We start from the raw sequence: 15,838 nt of genomic DNA, 5'->3' as shown, positions 1-15,838 counted from the left end.
TCAGCAGTGGTTGGCGATCGCCCGAGAAATTAAAGACCGCCGAAGCGAGGGGGGGGCTCTGGGAAATCTGGGACTTGCTTACCTTTCCCTCGGCGACTACGCCAAAGTCATCGAGTACGCTCAGCAGCAGTTGGCGATCGCCCGAGAAATTAAAGACCGCCAAAGCGAGGGGTCTGCTCTGGGAATTCTGGGAATTGCTTACTTTTCCCTCGGCGACTACGCCAAAGCGATCGACTACCAACAGCAGTCGTTGGCGATCGCGCGAGAAATTAAAGACCGCGAAAGCGAGGGGAAAGCTCTCGGAAGTCTGGGAATTGCTTACCTTTCCCTCGGCGACTACGCCAAAGCGATCGACTACGCTCAGCAGTGGTTGGCGATCGCCCGAGAAATTAAAGACCGCCAAAGCGAGGAGACGGCTCTCAACAATCTAGGATTCGCTCTCTCCAAATCTGGCAATCTCCCTGCTGCAGAGAAAACCCTACTTGATAGTATTAAAGTTTCGGAATCTCTCCGTGCTGGATTAGGCGATGTCAATAAAGTGTCAATCTTTGAAACTCAAACTAACCCCTACCTCACTTTACAAGAAGTCTTCATTGCTCAGAAAAAAACTAATGACGCTTTAGAAATTGCCGAACGGGGTAGGGCCCGAGCTTTTGTGGAGTTATTGGCATCTCGCCAAGCCCCATCTGCATCTGTCCCAACTACTATCAACCCCCCCAATATCCAGCAAATTCAACAAATCGCTAAAGAGCAAAACGCTACCCTCGTCGAGTATTCCATTATTAGGAATGAAGCCCTCTATATTTGGGTCATCAAGCCGACTGGTGAAATTACCTTTCGCTCCGTTGACCTCAAATCTCTCAACATCAATCTACCCGAAGCCAGCGAAGAGACAAGAGTATCTGCTGCTACCGGGAGGAGAGGATTAAACGAGCAAGATACCGCCTTAGCTGAGATGATTCGCGGCACTCGCGATGCTCTGGGTGTATTGGGGGACACTGCCAATAAACAAACAGCTAATTCCCCTACTTCTACCACTGCTAATTCTCGGATAATCTACCCCAAATTACAGCACAGTTATCAACTACTCATTCAACCCATTGCCGATATTTTACCTACTGACCCGAATGCTCCTGTCATCTTCATTCCCCATCAATCCCTGTTTTTAGTTCCCTTTGTCGCTTTACAAGATCCGACTGGTCAATATCTGATTGAAAAACATACTATCCTCACTGCTCCCGCCCTGCAAATTTTGCAGTTCACCCGCCAATCGCGGCAAAAAGTCCGACAACTTTCTCTCCAAAATAACCTCGTCGTCGGCAATCCAACCATGCCCAAAATTGGCACCCCGCCGCAGCAATTACTTGCCTTACCGGGCAGCGAACAGGAAGCAATTACAATTGCCCAACTTCTGAATACTAAACCGATTACAGGCTCTCAAGCGACTAAAGCATCGATTGTTCAACAGATGCTAAAAGCCCGGATTATTCATCTGGCAACTCACGGATTACTCAATGAAGTGAAGAGGCGAGATTTACCGGGAGCGATCGCCCTGGCTCCATCAGGAAATGATGACGGATTGCTGACTTCGAGCGAAATTTTGGATTTAAAATTAAATGCTGAATTAGTGGTATTAAGTGCTTGCAATACTGGCCGAGGAAAACTCACAGGTGATGGTGTGCTTGGATTATCTCGTGCTTTAATTAGTGCTGGAGTTCCTAGTATTATTGTTTCTCTGTGGTCAGTACCCGATGCTGCGACAGGGGAATTAATGGCAGAATTCTATCGCCAATTACAGCAAAACCCGAATAAAGCTCAAGCTTTGCGGCAAGCGATGCTGATGACAATGAAGATGCACCCAACTCCGCAAGATTGGGCGGCGTTTACGCTGATTGGCGAAGCAGAATAAGATTTTTTTCGGCGCTTGCTACACAGCTTGAGGGTTGCAGCCAAACAAATCGGAGGTGGAGGCAAAAACATCTTTGTTAAGTATTAAATGCCGATCGCCATCTCGACTGATTAACCCTTGCTGCTGCAATTTTCCCAGCATTCGAGTGACAGTCACCCGCGTTGTACAAATAGCATTAGCAATATCTTGATGGGTTAAGCGAATAGTCAAGCGAGTGCCTTCAACTACAGGCTGACCGAAGTCCTGTTGCAATAATAGCAGTAGCTGATACAAACGGTCATCTACTCGCCGCTGTCCGGCGATCGCTAAAATTGCTTCCATTTGCCGCAGCCGCCTTACCATTTGAGGCAGCAACTCGTGAGACAATTGAGGAGAAGCTTCGATTTCCACCATAGAATACCACATCAAATAAATATCTGATGTCGCCGTAGCTCGGTAAGTCTGCAAGCTTGTCAACCACAAACCGAAGCACATCGAAGGCCCAACCCAACCCAAAAGTCCTTCTTCCCCGGTTGGATAAAGCGTACTCAGTTGTGCTAGACCTTGACAGACTCGCCAAAGGCCTTGCGACATCATTGGAATGGTTTCGCCCTTAGCATAAAAATGCAAGTTTCGAGTCGCTCCTGTGTTATGCTGGATTTCCGCTAAAAGTGCTTTGGATGTTGGTGGCATATCCGTTATTTCCAGCTAAAAAAGATTTGTCTGAGACCTACGCCTCTCACTCTAGCCGACAAAGGTAAAGGTTTGGTAATCGTCTGGTTAGCGGCAAGATAAGCTTTAGTCATTAGTCATAAGTTGTCAGTGACAAGACAAGAGAAAGCAAGACAAGAAAAGAGATGGTGTTCGTATTGCTTGTAAGGCTTGCCATACTGGTCATCAAACAACGTTCGCAATATATTTCAACCGTAATTTGACTCAGGATGTTTGCCTAAAAGCCGCAGTTGCCGTTCAGTAGCAGTAGCAATAATTTCTGGGTTAAACTGCCACGGCCAAGGCGAAAATTTCTGCGCGATGTTGCGGTGGGAATAATGCACTTGCAGTAAATAGCGAGTTCGATCGACTGTGGTATTTTTGCCGCCGGAGTGCCAAATTTCACTGCGGAAAAATAACACATCTCCTGCTTTGCACAAAACTGGTTCTGGAGAGTTCCCGTTCCAAGTTTCTTCCCCGCGATCGGGTTTGCGACCAGATTTGTGACTGCCAGGAATAATGTAGGTAGGACAGAGGTCTTCTGTGATGTCGCTGAGATAGAAATGGGCCGTACAAATCCATACTGGCAGTTGAAAAGTGCGATCCTCTCCGAGGGCTGCGCTAACGGCAAACACGCTTTCGGGCACGGGTACAAACACCTGATCGACGTGGACGCGCCAACCGTCATAACCGGGCCCGCTTTTCCACGCAGTCATGCCGATAATATGGCAATCGCTGCCCATTAATGCTTCTGCTAATTCAATTATACCCGGTCGATCGGCATAGGAAAGCCACAGCCGATCGCGATTAAAAACGCACTTAAAATGCTCGTTCAATTCACTCCAACTGCTGCCGTCGAGTCCGAAGGGTTGCAGGCGATCGAGTGCTTCCCTAGCCCGCGCCACTTCCGACGGACTGAGCACACCGGGAATCAGCGCAAAACCATCTTCGCGCACCGCATCTACCGCCCCCGCTGTGTCGAAAAGGTCACAAGTATTTTGCCGATAGCTGAAAACTTCGCTTAACGTGCTTGCGTTCATAATTCAAATCACAGTAAAATTATTAGCTACTATTAAATTAACACTTAGCACAGTTTAAGGGCTGACCCGCATGGGCGAGAAACCCGGTTTCCACGAAACTTTGGCGATTAGTAACTAGAAATCTACGAATAAACCGGGTTTCTGAGGTCAGTGTAGACTGTAATTGTCATTGATGTGTAAGTCCTGTCTGGTATAATTGAAAGCTCTGATTTGGGGATAAATCAAATGAAATACCAACCAGAACCAACAGCATTAAATCAAGCCCGTGCCGCCTTCCAAAAAATCTGGGGATACGACGACTTTCGGCCGCCCCAAGGAGAAATAGTCGGCAGTTTATTAGCAGGTAAAGATACAATAATAATTATGCCGACAGGTGGCGGCAAATCAATCTGCTTTCAACTGCCAGCTTTGTTGCAAACAGGCTTAACTTTGGTAGTTTCGCCGTTAGTTGCACTGATGGAAAATCAAGTGCAAGAATTGCGCGATCGCACTCTCCCTGCTTCCCTCTTGCACAGTCAATTGCCAACACAGCAGCGCCGACAAACTCTGCAATCGCTGCAACAAAACAAATTAAGATTGCTGTACCTGTCTCCCGAAACATTACTCAGTAAACCAGTTTGGGAAATTATCAGTCAGCCGCACATCCAAATCAACGGTTTAATATTAGATGAAGCTCACTGTTTAGTGCAGTGGGGCGATACATTTCGACCTGCTTACCGCCGTTTGGGCGCAGTGCGATCGGCTTTGTTGAAAGCTAAACCAGCAAACAGTAAAATTGCGATCGCAGCTTTCACCGCTACCGCCAACCCGGAAGCACAGCAGACAATCAAAAATGTCTTGCAACTGCAAAAACCCGAAGCATTTCTGCTAAGTCCCTACCGTTCCAATCTGCACCTGCAAGTGCAAACAGTCTGGACGCCGAGAGGACGCAAGCAGCAGTTATTGAATTTTATCAAAGAGCGACCAAAACAAGCAGGTTTAGTCTACGTCCGCACTAGAAAAGATAGCGAAAACTTGACGGATTTGTTGGAAGCAGCAGGCTATGAAACAGCAGCATATCATGCAGGTTTAAGTCCTGAATCACGGCGAAAAATAGAAACAGCTTGGCTGAACAATGAGCTTAAATTTGTGACTTGTACCTCAGCATTCGGGATGGGAATTAACAAGCCCGATGTCCGGTGGGTTGTTCACTTTCAAGCACCTTTGCTATTATCGGAATACATTCAGGAAATTGGTAGAGGCGGACGCGATGGCAAATCTGCGATCGCCCTGACATTAATTAGCGAACCGACGGGTTTGCTTTATCCCGAAGACAAACAAAGAGCACAATTTTTTCAAGATAAATTGCGATCGCAATACCGAGAAGCTCAGCAATTAGCCAAAAAACTGCCAGTTAAAGGCGATATAGAAGCAGTTTGTCGCGAATTTCCCGAAAGCGCGATCGCCCTTTCGATTCTCCACAGCAGCGGACAATTAACATGGCAAGATCCTTTTAATTATGTTATCAATAAATCTGCACAGCAAAAAGCCGAAAAACAAAACTTTAGCGCAGCGGAAGAAATGGTAAAATATTTGAAACATCGGCAGTGCAGGTGGCAATTTTTGCTGCAAGCTTTTGGCTTTGCAAATGAGGCGAAATCTATGCGGTGCGGGCACTGCGATAATTGTCGGTGATTTTAGATTTAGTGATTTTAGATTTAGATAATTCGGCGGTTGAAACCGCTTATTGTCAAACAAAGTCCGCCTCCGCAGACTAAGAAATAAAAAGAAAGTAAATGATAGAAATAGACACCGAACAAATGTATACAGTCGAAAATACAGGGGAATTTAATCAAAATAATGTCAATCAGCGATTAGATATTTGGCTGTCAAACCAGATACCGGACTTATCCCGATCGCGAATCCAAACTCTCATATCACAAGGCAACGTCAAAGTCAACGACGAAACCTGCACCTCGAAAAAAATATCAGTAAAAACGGGCGATCGCATCCACCTCACTTTACCCGAAGCCCAGCCCACTTCCTTGCAGGCCGAAGCAATTCCCCTCGACATTCTCTACGAAGACGACAGCCTAATGATCATCAACAAACCAGCCGGATTAGTCGTCCATCCAGCCGCCGGACATCAAGACGGTACATTAGTCAACGCTCTGTTAGCGCACTGTCCCTTAGCAGAAATAGGCGGAGTTCAGCGGCCGGGAATCGTGCACAGATTAGACAAAGATACAACAGGTGCGATCGCGATCGCCAAAACCGACATCGCCCACCAACACCTGCAAGCCCAACTCAAAGCCAAAACCGCCCGCCGCGAATATTTAGGCATAGTTTACGGCGCTCCCAACACCGAAACAGGCACAATAGACCTACCCATCGGACGGCATCCCACAGACCGCAAAAAAATGGCAGTAGTACCAGTAGAAAAAGGCGGTCGCCCCGCAGTTACTCACTGGACAATCAAAGAAAGAATTGGCAACTATTGCTTAATCCACTATCAATTAGAAACCGGCCGCACCCATCAAATTCGGGTGCATACAGCCGAAATAAAACATCCCATTGTCGGCGACCCGATGTACAGTTCCAACCGTTCCATCGGCGTCAATTTAACCGGACAAGCCCTCCACGCATGGCGGCTGACATTGCAGCATCCAATCTCGGGAGAATTAATAGAGGCGATCGCACCTTTACCCGATCAATTCAACACCCTGTTAAAAATATTGCGCCTGCGAACTCATATTTGATGTCTCGGGCATCGGGCATCGGGCATCGGGCATCGGGCATCGGGCATCGGTAATAGGGAGAATGACTAATGACTGCTGATACCAAATCCGAGTTGGTCATCCTCTTTATGATTAACTATCCGTCATTGCGAGGAACGAAGCAATCGCTTAGTCTCTGCGATTGCTTCGTTCCTCGCAATGACAAATAATACCAAAAAAGGGGTAGTAAATCCGCATTTGGTATGACTACTGCCAACTGCCAACTGCCAACTGCCAAGTGCCAAGTGCCAACTGCCAAGTGCCAAGTGCCAAGTGCCAACTGCCAACTGCCAAGTGCCAAGTGCCAACTGCCAACTGCCAACTGCCAAGTGCCAAGTGCCAACTGCCAACTGCCAACTGACAAAAAAATATGAGTCCTAAGTTTTGGATTCCAAGTTTAGCAAAAAACTCAAACCTCAAAACTCAAGACTCAAAACTCTTTCAGCCTAAAAGCCGATCGATTCAGTCGATCGCCCGACACAAATAATTGCATCAGAAAGCATCAATTACCGGCGACGGGGAACCATCGTCTCGATATTGATATTAGCCAGAGGAACGCGCTGCGGCGGAGTAGCAGGCATAGACAGATTGCGCGCCATACCCAGATAATTTGCCGGATCGCCAGCCTTGGGCTGCTGCTCTTGAGGAACAAAACGGCGCACGCTTGTCTGCCAAATCATTTGAGGGAAACCGAGCTGCGAGCGGTGGTACTCACCGTAGCGAGGCGTCTTCAAGTTGAAAGGCGTTTCGCCTCCAACTCGCTGAGGCAAAATTCGGCGCTGCTGGTAAGGCACTGTATCGTAGCCGAACTTATTCAGGTACTCATCGCTATTGACCAACTCGTCAATAAAGCCTTGAGGCCCCTTAGTGGCTACTACGATCGACCAAGCAATCTTTTCGCGCTCGCTGTACACATCCCGGCCCAAAATGCGCTGCACGCACATTTCCACAAATCGGTAGTTGCTGTTAGTTTGGTAATTCCGTTCCAAGAAAGGAGCCGAAGTCGCCAAACCGCGAATAAAATCCCGCACCGTAATTTGGCCGAACTTGAGTTGCGACTCCAAAAACTTTTGGCGGTTGCTCTTGAGGATTTGGTGTTCGCTGTAAATCTGGCGATATCCAGCCCAAATCAAATTTTCCATGTCTCCAGACGAGAGCACATTTTCAGTTGTGAAAATTCTCGGCTGCTCGTCGCTCCCTGTTTCATAACCAGCTACGCGCTGGTTTTGGCTTTTGGGGGCGTAGTTTATCAAAGGTAGCGCCACGTTAAAATCTCCGTTATCTCAAATTTCAGAAATAGTTGACACCGCGAGCTGCCAGCATAACGGATACAACTAACCAACATACAGATTAGGGGATTCCCGCAATCTAAATCTGATTTTCCTGAATTTTTGCAACAATCTGTAACATTTGTTGACTTTGGGGAAGTCAGCAGTCAGCAGTCATTAGTCATTAGTCATCGGAATTATAAGCGCGCTCACGTCGTCTCGCTCGCGGCATGGATCGCGAGCGAGACGCTCGCACTGACATCATCCAAATATATGATTCCGATGCAACCGGAAACGATATGACTAATGACCAACACCCAACAGCCAAATTACCAGCCCAGAGCCGAATAAAACTCGCTGGCGGGTACTTGAACTCCTGCTGCTTCTGATGTTGCATCCGAGTCCGGTTTCACCCGAATTTCGGTGCAAAAAGTCGAAGTGCTGAAACCGCCAAAGCGCTTTACCGTACTCGTCCGCATCCGCACGTTCGGATTAGCAAACCAAAAACGCTCGATCGAACTCATCGTCTCGTATTCCGTAATCAGCAGCAGCCCATCCTCATCATCCATCTCAAAACGGCCAGCCACCGGCACAATTTCCGCATAGCCGCGTTCCCGCAACATCAAACCCTGCCGAGGATTTTCAGGATCGGGGACGATCGCGAACACCGTAGACCCTTTATGATTCTCATCATCCTTATCCCACGCCATCGAGCCGTGCCAAGTCACAAAAGCCCCCCCAGCAGCCCGGCTCGGATCGACTTCGTGCATCTGGCAAATCTCGGCGACTCGCGCGTCATCCGCACCCAGCGCCGTTACCTGAATATTTGAATCTCCAATCTCCGCTTGGCGGAAAGCAAGGTGGTGAGTGCTGCGCTGCGATCGCCACTCCCCAGCACTGCTCTGAAAAAACTCCATTGCATTCATACAAACTATCTCCTTTGGCTTATGCTTCCCGGTCTTGACGCCTTTTTATGATAAGGCTCCCCCCACTTAGATGTACTTTTGCTACACAAATTAGTCTCAAAATGTGTACTTTGGACATATTGTCAAGTGAATGTTATGATAGTTTACAATATAGGAGACACAACAAATCCTGCGAAACGTCATTCCGATCGATCTCGCATCGATCTCAGCAAACTGGAGGAGCTATTTATGGATATGCCTACAACCAGCCTCAGCATGGAACAGCAGTTCAAACTACAAGTCCTGAGCGAACAAGTCAAAAGCTTAAGCCTAGATCAAGCTCAGGAATACTTGCTTGAAGTTATGCGACAAAATATGGTCAAAGAAAACCTGTTAAAATATTGGATGAAGAAAATGTGATAGCTTCGAGAATTTCTTCACAAAAATCAGTGGCTTGTATCTGCAAAAAGTACGATCGAGCTTTTAATCATAAAATTTAGAATCCCGCTTTCTCCAAGAAAGCGGGATTCTAAATTTACAAAAGTTTTACGTGGTTTTTTTGTCGCTACCAGACTCAGCAAATTAAATATTTTTAGTCTCTTAGAGAGGGACTTCGTTTGTGTAGCGACAGGTTTCAACCTGTCGGGGAATCAACCAAAACGGCCGCTCACATAATCTAAAGTAGACTCTTCCTTCGGACTTTGGAAAATCACCTCGGTTTTGTCACACTCCACAAGATAGCCAAACCGCTTCCCATCGTCAGAAAGTTTAGCATTGAAAAAAGCAGTTAGGTCAGAAACCCGAGAAGCCTGCTGCATATTGTGAGTAACGATCACGATCGTATACTTCTCCTTGAGTTCCCGCATCAACTCCTCAATCTTAATCGTAGAAATCGGGTCAAGAGAAGCGCAAGGTTCATCCATTAACACTACATCAGGATTAATCGCGATCGCCCTAGCAATACACAAACGCTGCTGCTGGCCACCCGAAAGAGAAAAACCGCTTTGCTTCAACTTATCCTTCACCTCATCCCACAAATAAGCTTGGCGGAGCGACTTCTCCACCAACTCATCCATATCCCCCTTATAATTGTTCACCCTCGCACCGTAAGCAATATTGTCATAAATCGACTTCGGGAAAGGATTCGGCTTTTGAAATACCATCCCAATCTTGCGGCGCACCTCTACAGCATCAATATCAGGAGCGTAAAGATTTTGACCGTAGTAATCAATTCTACCCTCTAAACGAAAACCGTTAACTAAATCGTTGAGGCGGTTAAAACATCGCAGAATTGTACTTTTACCGCAGCCAGACGGCCCAATCAAAGCAGTAATGCGATTTTTAGGAATCTCCATACAAACATTTTTAACCGCGTGAAAAGCGCCGTAAAAAATATTGATATTTTCAGTCCGTAAAATTGTTTCCGTTTGCTTGTCCAAGTCCATCATCATACAGGTAACAATCCTCTCAATTTTTACAAAATAAGCCGAAAATGTTATTGGTTATTGGTTATTGGTTATTGGTTATTGGTTATTGGTTATTAGCCTTACCCAGCGACTAACTAATAACTAATAACTAATAACTAATGACTAATGACTAATGACTAATGACTTCAATACACTTTTTGGCGAGTAGCCCAGCGAGAAAGAATACTCGTCAGCAAAACCATAAGCACCAAAATCAAAGATGCAGCCCAAGCCAATTCTTTCTGTGCCTTAAAAGGAACCGTTGCAAAGTTGTACACCAAAACCGAAAGACTCGGAGTTGGTTTATCAAATCCTGCCGGCCAAAAAGGCGAATTCAGCGCCGTAAAAATCAAAGGAGCAGTTTCTCCAGCAGCGCGAGCAATTGCCAGCGTCACACCGGTTAAAATAGCCGGAATTGCCGCAGGCAAAACCACCTGCAACACCGTTTGATAATTAGAAGCACCTACACCAACTGACGCCCATCTAATATCTTGCGGGACGATTTGTAGAGCTTCGTCAGTAGTCCGCACAATCGTGGGCAACATCAGCACTGCCAGCGCCGCGCCCCCTGCAATTGCGGAAAAACCTCCCATATTTACTACGAACAAACCGTAGGCAAATACCCCTGCAATAATCGAAGGAACGCCGCTGAGGACATTAGTAGCAAAGCGCACCCAGCGAGCTATTTGACCGCTGCTGAACTCCGACAAATAAACTGCTGCCAATACACCAAAAGGAACAGCAATGAGAGAAGCAATTCCTACGGTCATTAACGTACCGACAATTGCATTAGCGATACCGCCTCCCGACAGTCCGGGCGGGGGCGGCAGCTTGGTAAACAAGTCTAAATTCAGGCGGTTAAAACCTTGTACGGTGACGTAGGAAAGCACTGCAAACAAAGGTAGCAGACACATTACCAGACAAGATCCAGCCAGTACAGTCATCGCCAGATTAAACAGCGCTTGGGGGCTGTTTTTAACCTTCTTCAAACTGCCTGTTTTCGATACCAAAGGATTCTCATCGGAGACGCTATTTGACATAAACTAAAACTATGTAGGAAATTGCGGCAAACTTCTAGTTGTACTTCGCTCTTACTTGAGAAACAATCCACTCTGCCAAGATATTAACAATCAGCGTCAGAATAAACAGAATTAGCCCAGTGTACATCAGAGCTGCTACTTGCAAGCCAGAGGCTTCGGCAAATTGATTTGCCATCAGAGAAGCAATAGTATTTGCAGGAGCTAGCACAGAAGCACTTAACTGATTGGAATTGCCAATTAACAGAGTTGCCGCCATTGTTTCTCCCATCGCGCGGCCGAGCCCGAGCATAATTCCGCCGACAATGCCGGAGAAAGCCGCCGGTACTAGCACTCTAAAAATTGTTGTCCAGCGAGTGGCTCCCAAACCCAGAGATGCTTGTCGCAATTCGGGGGGAAGACTTGCCAAAGAGTCGCGGGAAATAGCAGTAATAATTGGCAAAGTCATGATGCCCAAAATTACTCCGGCTGGTAGCATTCCCGGGCCAACTGGCGGAGTGCTAAAAATTGGCAGCCATCCGAAGTTACCGTTGAGAAACTTTCCGATGTTGCTAATAATGGGAATCAATACAGCAATTCCCCACAAACCGTAGACTACGCTGGGAATGGCGGCTAAAAGTTCTACTAAAAAAACCAAAGCTGTTCGCACTGGCAGCGGCAAAAAATCTTCGCTCAAGAAGATGGCAGTCCCTACTCCTAATGGTACTGCAATTAGGAGCGCGATCGCCGAACTGACGATCGTCCCGTAAATCATCGGCAGCGCCCCGTACTCTTCTTTAACCGGATTCCAGCTACTGCTAAATAGAAATCCCAAACCGTACTGTTGAATCGCAGGTAAAGCTCTGTAAGCAACCGTGAGCGCGATTACCACCAAAATTACACCAACTCCTATTCCCAAAACCCGTGTGAGCCAGATAAAGCCTTGGTCTAAGGATTTTTCGGCTTGAGAGCGCGATCGGCTCTGTGATTGAGCGCTGTTATTATCTGAAATCATCATAGACAAAAATCCCAAAAAACAGTGTAAATGAAAATAGTAATTTTAGGAAAAAGCTAGCTGGAAGGAAGCAGAAAGAAAAACCATAAATAAAATCAAAGAGGGGCGGGTCGAGCTGCTAACTTTTCAACCAGTATCTCTGGTAAAACCCACACTTTTTATTTTGAAAATCGTGGGGGCGGGTTTATGAGATTATCGATCTCAGGCAATTACGATTGGTGAAACCCGCCCCTACAGAAATATCTCTCTTCCTTCTTCCTTTTTTCCCTCTGCCAACTGTCAACCGACAACAGTCAACAGTCAACTGCCAACCGACAACAGTCAACCGACAACAGTCAACAGTCAACAATTACTATTTGCCAATCTCAATCTTGTAGTCGGGGCTGATACCATCGGCTGCCAAAGCAACTTTTTCTTTGACGCTTTGGGGCAGAGGAACGTAGCCCAATTCGGAACTAACTTTTTGACCTTCTGTCAAGCCGTATTCAACCATTGCCTCGATTGCTTTAGCTTTGTTGGGGTCAGTAACTGTTTTGGGTACGAGCATCCAAGTGTAGGTGACAATTGGATAGGATTGAGCGCCTTCGGGGTCTTCGATAAATGCTCGCAGGTTTTCCGGCAGAGGCACAGTCGCTAGAGCTTGAGAAGCTGACTCGTCGGTAGGCGCGACAAAGCTGCCTGCTTTGTTTTGCAAAGATGCAAATTTGACGTTGTTGTTTTTGGCGTAGCCGTATTCTATGTAGCCGAGGCTGCCTGCAGTTTGCAGGATTTGAGCTGTGACGCCTTCGTTGCCTTTTGCGCCTACGCCTACAGGCCACTGTACTGTTTTGCCGTCGCCTACTGCTGCTTTCCAGTCGGGGCTGATGGCACTCAGGTGTTTGGTGAACACGGCGGTGGTACCGCTACCGTCGGAACGGTGGACGATGGTGATGGCTTGGTCTGGCAATTTAGCATCGGGATTGGCCGCTGCAATTTTGGGGTCGTTCCACTTGGTAATTTTACCAGCGAAGATATCTGCGTAAACGTCTCTAGGCAGTTTCAGTTCGGGTAAGTCTGGCAGGTTGTAGCCGATGACGATGCTGCCGGCTGTCATGGGCAGTAAGAGCACGCCTTTGTCCGCTGGAACTTTGGCGATTTCATCGTCTTTCATGGCGGTGTCGCTGGCTCCAAAGTCTACTGTGCCTTTGGTAAATTGTTCGACTCCGGCGCCGCTGCCTACTGATTGATAGTTAATTTGTACTTTGGGGTTGATTTTGTTGAAGTCTTGAAACCAACGCTGGTAGAGGGGGGCGGGGAAGGATGCACCTGCTGCGGTGATGGCTACATCTGAGGCTAGGGCGAGTTTGCTGGGGGCTGCTGTGCCGGTGGCTGCAACGGGGGAAGCGCCGGGGGATGCTGCGGTGTCGCCGGGGCTGGGGCTGCTGCTGGTTGTGCTGCCGCCGCCGCAAGCTGCTAAGCTGAGGGCGATCGCCATAGCGGAAATTGCTGTAGTCAGACGGTTTGGATTAATCAAGTTGAGACGAAAAAGCATAGGTATAAAAAATCTGCGATCGTTATATCGGTGTCCCGCATCAGCATAGCGCGCAAAAGTAAAGGTTAGGTTAAGAATCTTTACACTTAATCGCAATTTAATATTAATTAATATTAAATAAAAATCGTTGATGAGCTTGACAATTGTGAGGTTATAAGATAAGGGCAGGATAAATGGGTAAGTAAACAAGCATTCGATCGCCCGATCGCGAAAAATTCCCCATTAAATTATCACAAGAGCGAGGCTTGAGAACCAGAAAACCATACAATGGTGGTTGTTTTGACGGTAGTGCTAGTATTGAGAATTTAAAAGCTGCGGGCATTCAAGCTTGCATCTGACGAATGCCTTCTGCCTTATACGTTCTTGTGAATGCCGTTTGATGATAATGCCTGCTCCTATTGAATTAATCTGGGCTTTTATTGGTTTGCTCCTGACGATAGGAGGCACTTTTTTGCCTGCATCTGTCACAATTCCGATCGGGTTGTGGGACGATCGAGGCCTTCAGGCGTACTCTTTAGGTGTTACCTATCAAATTGGAGCCGTCTTGCTAGTAGGCTGCATGGGGGGGAAAAATGCTGCTGCTCTCTCGCAAATTGCCTATTTGGCATTAGGATTAACTTTGTGGCCAGTTTTTTCTCAAGGCGGCGGCATCGGCTATCTCAAAGAAGCGAGTTTTGGGTATTTGCTGGGTTTTGTGCCTGGTGCTTGGGTGTGCGGCTGGGTGGCTTTTAAGGTGGCTTCGCGGCTGGAATCTATGGCTTTTAGCTGTTTGTGCGGTTTGTTCACTGTTCACGCGATCGGCTTAATTTATCTAATTTTTACTTACTTGCTGCCTCCGGCCAAAAAAACACCTTTATTCGATGAGATTCTTAAATATTCAATTTATCCTCTGCCGGGACAATTGGCAGTAGTTTGTGCGATCGCAGTGCTGTCATTTACTTTACGCCGCTTGATGTTTTATTAATAGCGAAGAAGGAAGTTCGGCAACGGATGTAACGGATGTAAAGGATAGAAGGAAGAAGGAAGAAGGAAGGAAGAAGGAAGAAGGAAGAAAGAAGAAGGAAGGAAGGAAGGAAGGAAGGAAGGAGGAAGAAGGAAGAAGGAAGAGGTAACTGGTAATTGTGCAAAATAAGGTTATACTATACTTTGCACAACGGGAGAGTCATCTCGCTGTGGCTGGGATTGCTTTACTGCACTGGATTCTGCTCACAATGACACGTGAGATTGGAGTAAATTCTCTCATGCCCGATGCCCCATATTCTATTGCTTAATTCATGCGTTTTAAAAGAAATCCCTTGTTCTGGATTGCTGCTGTTATCAGTTTAGTTTTAGACCACCTGACTAAGTTTTGGGTGGTACAAAATTTTGACTTGACGGTTCCTCCGCAGACGCAGCCGCTGTTACCCGGGGTGTTTCACTTCACTTATGTTGTTAATACCGGTGCGGCTTTTAGTTTGTTCAGCAATGGCGGGGCGATTTGGTTGCGCTGGCTGTCTTTGGGCGTTAGTGTGGGATTGATTGTGCTGGCTTGGTTCGGGCCGCGAATTAACCGCTGGGAACAAGCTGGCTACGGTTTGATTTTGGGGGGAGCACTGGGTAACGGGATCGATCGATTTGTTTCGGGCCATGTTGTAGATTTTATAGATTTTCGGATCATTAGGTTCCCGGTATTTAATCTAGCCGATGTGTTTATTAATGCTGGGATTATCTGTTTGCTGATTGCAACTTTTCACAGTGCACCGCCGACTCCGAGAACTCAGGACGATCGCGATTCTATTTCACGCTAACTTTGAACAAGTCAATCGATTTTAGATTTTAGATTTTAGATTTTAGATTTTAGATTAACCCACCCACGGGCTGTACCGTTCTCAGGTTTATCGGATGCCCAGCTTTTTTTTGCCGATCGACTGATGAATCCGGCGGCCAGGCAACTACTTGCTTTCGGTCATTTGTCAGTTATCTGTTACCAGAAAATCTAGGTATCAACTTAAGGTTAGAGTCATTTATGAGCTATAATTAGATTTTTTATTGCTAAGGCTAAACTTGCCCGCGATCGAAAGCAATTTGGTCACAAACCCCCGGATTTATCCGTGGGATAAATTCCCTAATCTAAAATCTAAAATCTAAAATCTAAAATCGGATGTCCGTTATCTGTTACCAGAAGGTCTAGGTATCAACTTAAGGTTAGAGTCATTTATGAGCTATAATTAGATTTTTTATTGCTAAGGCTAAACTTGCCCGC

At 46.7% G+C, this 15,838-nt stretch carries 15 protein-coding genes; 6 read left to right on the top strand and 9 right to left on the bottom strand.

Features of this window, described 5'->3' with window-relative positions:
• The coding region (locus QUA56_RS14045) for a CHAT domain-containing tetratricopeptide repeat protein (protein ID WP_333358509.1) at positions 1-1,909 on the top strand (1,909 nt) is incomplete at its 5' end.
• An 18-nt stretch (positions 1,910-1,927) separates the two neighbouring features.
• Here QUA56_RS14045 and QUA56_RS14040 read toward each other — a convergent pair.
• Complete coding sequence (locus tag QUA56_RS14040; RefSeq protein ID WP_333358507.1) at positions 1,928-2,581, bottom strand: Crp/Fnr family transcriptional regulator; 654 nt, start codon at positions 2,579-2,581, stop codon at positions 1,928-1,930.
• Between the two features lie 227 nt (positions 2,582-2,808).
• A complete protein-coding gene (locus tag QUA56_RS14035) occupies positions 2,809-3,639 on the bottom strand; it encodes a phytanoyl-CoA dioxygenase family protein (protein WP_333358505.1) in 831 nt (276 codons plus the stop codon).
• Positions 3,640-3,864: 225 nt separating this feature from the next.
• Here QUA56_RS14035 and QUA56_RS14030 point away from each other — a divergent pair, with 225 nt between their 5' ends.
• Positions 3,865-5,313: a RecQ family ATP-dependent DNA helicase gene (locus QUA56_RS14030; protein ID WP_333358503.1), complete on the top strand. Its 1,449-nt coding sequence runs from the start codon at positions 3,865-3,867 to the stop codon at positions 5,311-5,313.
• A 125-nt stretch (positions 5,314-5,438) separates the two neighbouring features.
• Entirely contained in the window at positions 5,439-6,377 is a 939-nt protein-coding gene (locus tag QUA56_RS14025) for an RluA family pseudouridine synthase (RefSeq protein ID WP_445242909.1), read from the top strand.
• 225 nt (positions 6,378-6,602) lie between these two features.
• Here the strand turns inward: QUA56_RS14025 and QUA56_RS14020 are convergent, their stop codons facing one another.
• From QUA56_RS14020 to QUA56_RS14010, 3 genes are all read right to left on the bottom strand, one after another.
• Positions 6,603-6,752, bottom strand: a complete 150-nt coding sequence (locus QUA56_RS14020; RefSeq protein WP_333358500.1) for a hypothetical protein — start codon at positions 6,750-6,752, stop codon at positions 6,603-6,605.
• Positions 6,753-6,901: 149 nt separating this feature from the next.
• On the bottom strand, positions 6,902-7,660 hold the full coding sequence (locus QUA56_RS14015; protein ID WP_333358498.1) for a phycobilisome rod-core linker polypeptide: 759 nt from the start codon (positions 7,658-7,660) through the stop codon (positions 6,902-6,904).
• A 332-nt stretch (positions 7,661-7,992) separates the two neighbouring features.
• A complete protein-coding gene (locus QUA56_RS14010; protein WP_333358497.1) occupies positions 7,993-8,589 on the bottom strand; it encodes a phycobiliprotein lyase in 597 nt (198 codons plus the stop codon).
• A gap of 228 nt (positions 8,590-8,817) precedes the next feature.
• Here QUA56_RS14010 and QUA56_RS14005 point away from each other — a divergent pair, with 228 nt between their 5' ends.
• The gene (locus QUA56_RS14005; protein WP_194067610.1) at positions 8,818-8,988 is read left to right on the top strand and encodes an NblA/ycf18 family protein; all 171 of its coding nucleotides are present in this window, start codon (positions 8,818-8,820) and stop codon (positions 8,986-8,988) included.
• 230 nt (positions 8,989-9,218) lie between these two features.
• Here QUA56_RS14005 and pstB read toward each other — a convergent pair whose 3' ends face one another.
• The 4 genes from pstB to pstS form a co-directional block, all read right to left on the bottom strand.
• Positions 9,219-10,019 carry a phosphate ABC transporter ATP-binding protein PstB gene (gene pstB / locus QUA56_RS14000; protein ID WP_015176818.1) on the bottom strand — a complete coding sequence of 267 codons (801 nt, stop codon included), beginning with the start codon at positions 10,017-10,019 and terminating at the stop codon, positions 9,219-9,221.
• Positions 10,020-10,180: 161 nt separating this feature from the next.
• The gene (pstA, locus tag QUA56_RS13995) at positions 10,181-11,074 is read right to left on the bottom strand and encodes a phosphate ABC transporter permease PstA (RefSeq protein WP_333358495.1); all 894 of its coding nucleotides are present in this window, start codon (positions 11,072-11,074) and stop codon (positions 10,181-10,183) included.
• A 34-nt stretch (positions 11,075-11,108) separates the two neighbouring features.
• Positions 11,109-12,065, bottom strand: a complete 957-nt coding sequence (gene pstC / locus QUA56_RS13990; protein WP_333358666.1) for a phosphate ABC transporter permease subunit PstC — start codon at positions 12,063-12,065, stop codon at positions 11,109-11,111.
• 352 nt (positions 12,066-12,417) lie between these two features.
• The gene (gene pstS / locus QUA56_RS13985; RefSeq protein ID WP_333358493.1) at positions 12,418-13,596 is read right to left on the bottom strand and encodes a phosphate ABC transporter substrate-binding protein PstS; all 1,179 of its coding nucleotides are present in this window, start codon (positions 13,594-13,596) and stop codon (positions 12,418-12,420) included.
• A gap of 385 nt (positions 13,597-13,981) precedes the next feature.
• Here pstS and QUA56_RS13980 point away from each other — a divergent pair, with 385 nt between their 5' ends.
• Positions 13,982-14,560, top strand: a complete 579-nt coding sequence (locus QUA56_RS13980) for a biotin transporter BioY (protein ID WP_333358491.1) — start codon at positions 13,982-13,984, stop codon at positions 14,558-14,560.
• 310 nt (positions 14,561-14,870) lie between these two features.
• Positions 14,871-15,383 carry a signal peptidase II gene (gene lspA / locus QUA56_RS13975; protein ID WP_333358490.1) on the top strand — a complete coding sequence of 171 codons (513 nt, stop codon included), beginning with the start codon at positions 14,871-14,873 and terminating at the stop codon, positions 15,381-15,383.
• Positions 15,384-15,838: the final 455 nt, after the last annotated feature.

The organism is Microcoleus sp. N3A4, from assembly GCF_036701805.1.
Taxonomy (GTDB): Bacteria; Cyanobacteriota; Cyanobacteriia; order Cyanobacteriales; family Microcoleaceae; genus Microcoleus.
Note: the sequence above shows the minus strand (reverse complement) of the source record. Positions and strands in the feature narration are given on the sequence as shown.

What these genes read in the sequence shown, in the direction of transcription:
- QUA56_RS14010 (WP_333358497.1), bottom strand. Translation starts at nt 8,589, where the DNA reads ATGAATGCAATGGAGTTTTTTCAGAGCAGTGCTGGGGAGTGGCGATCG.
- lspA (WP_333358490.1), top strand. Translation starts at nt 14,871, where the DNA reads ATGCGTTTTAAAAGAAATCCCTTGTTCTGGATTGCTGCTGTTATCAGT.
- pstS (WP_333358493.1), bottom strand. Translation starts at nt 13,596, where the DNA reads ATGCTTTTTCGTCTCAACTTGATTAATCCAAACCGTCTGACTACAGCA.
- pstB (WP_015176818.1), bottom strand. Translation starts at nt 10,019, where the DNA reads ATGATGATGGACTTGGACAAGCAAACGGAAACAATTTTACGGACTGAA.
- QUA56_RS13980 (WP_333358491.1), top strand. Translation starts at nt 13,982, where the DNA reads ATGCCTGCTCCTATTGAATTAATCTGGGCTTTTATTGGTTTGCTCCTG.
- QUA56_RS14025 (WP_445242909.1), top strand. Translation starts at nt 5,439, where the DNA reads ATGTATACAGTCGAAAATACAGGGGAATTTAATCAAAATAATGTCAAT.
- QUA56_RS14005 (WP_194067610.1), top strand. Translation starts at nt 8,818, where the DNA reads ATGGATATGCCTACAACCAGCCTCAGCATGGAACAGCAGTTCAAACTA.
- QUA56_RS14040 (WP_333358507.1), bottom strand. Translation starts at nt 2,581, where the DNA reads ATGCCACCAACATCCAAAGCACTTTTAGCGGAAATCCAGCATAACACA.
- QUA56_RS14030 (WP_333358503.1), top strand. Translation starts at nt 3,865, where the DNA reads ATGAAATACCAACCAGAACCAACAGCATTAAATCAAGCCCGTGCCGCC.
- pstC (WP_333358666.1), bottom strand. Translation starts at nt 12,065, where the DNA reads ATGATTTCAGATAATAACAGCGCTCAATCACAGAGCCGATCGCGCTCT.
- pstA (WP_333358495.1), bottom strand. Translation starts at nt 11,074, where the DNA reads ATGTCAAATAGCGTCTCCGATGAGAATCCTTTGGTATCGAAAACAGGC.
- QUA56_RS14035 (WP_333358505.1), bottom strand. Translation starts at nt 3,639, where the DNA reads ATGAACGCAAGCACGTTAAGCGAAGTTTTCAGCTATCGGCAAAATACT.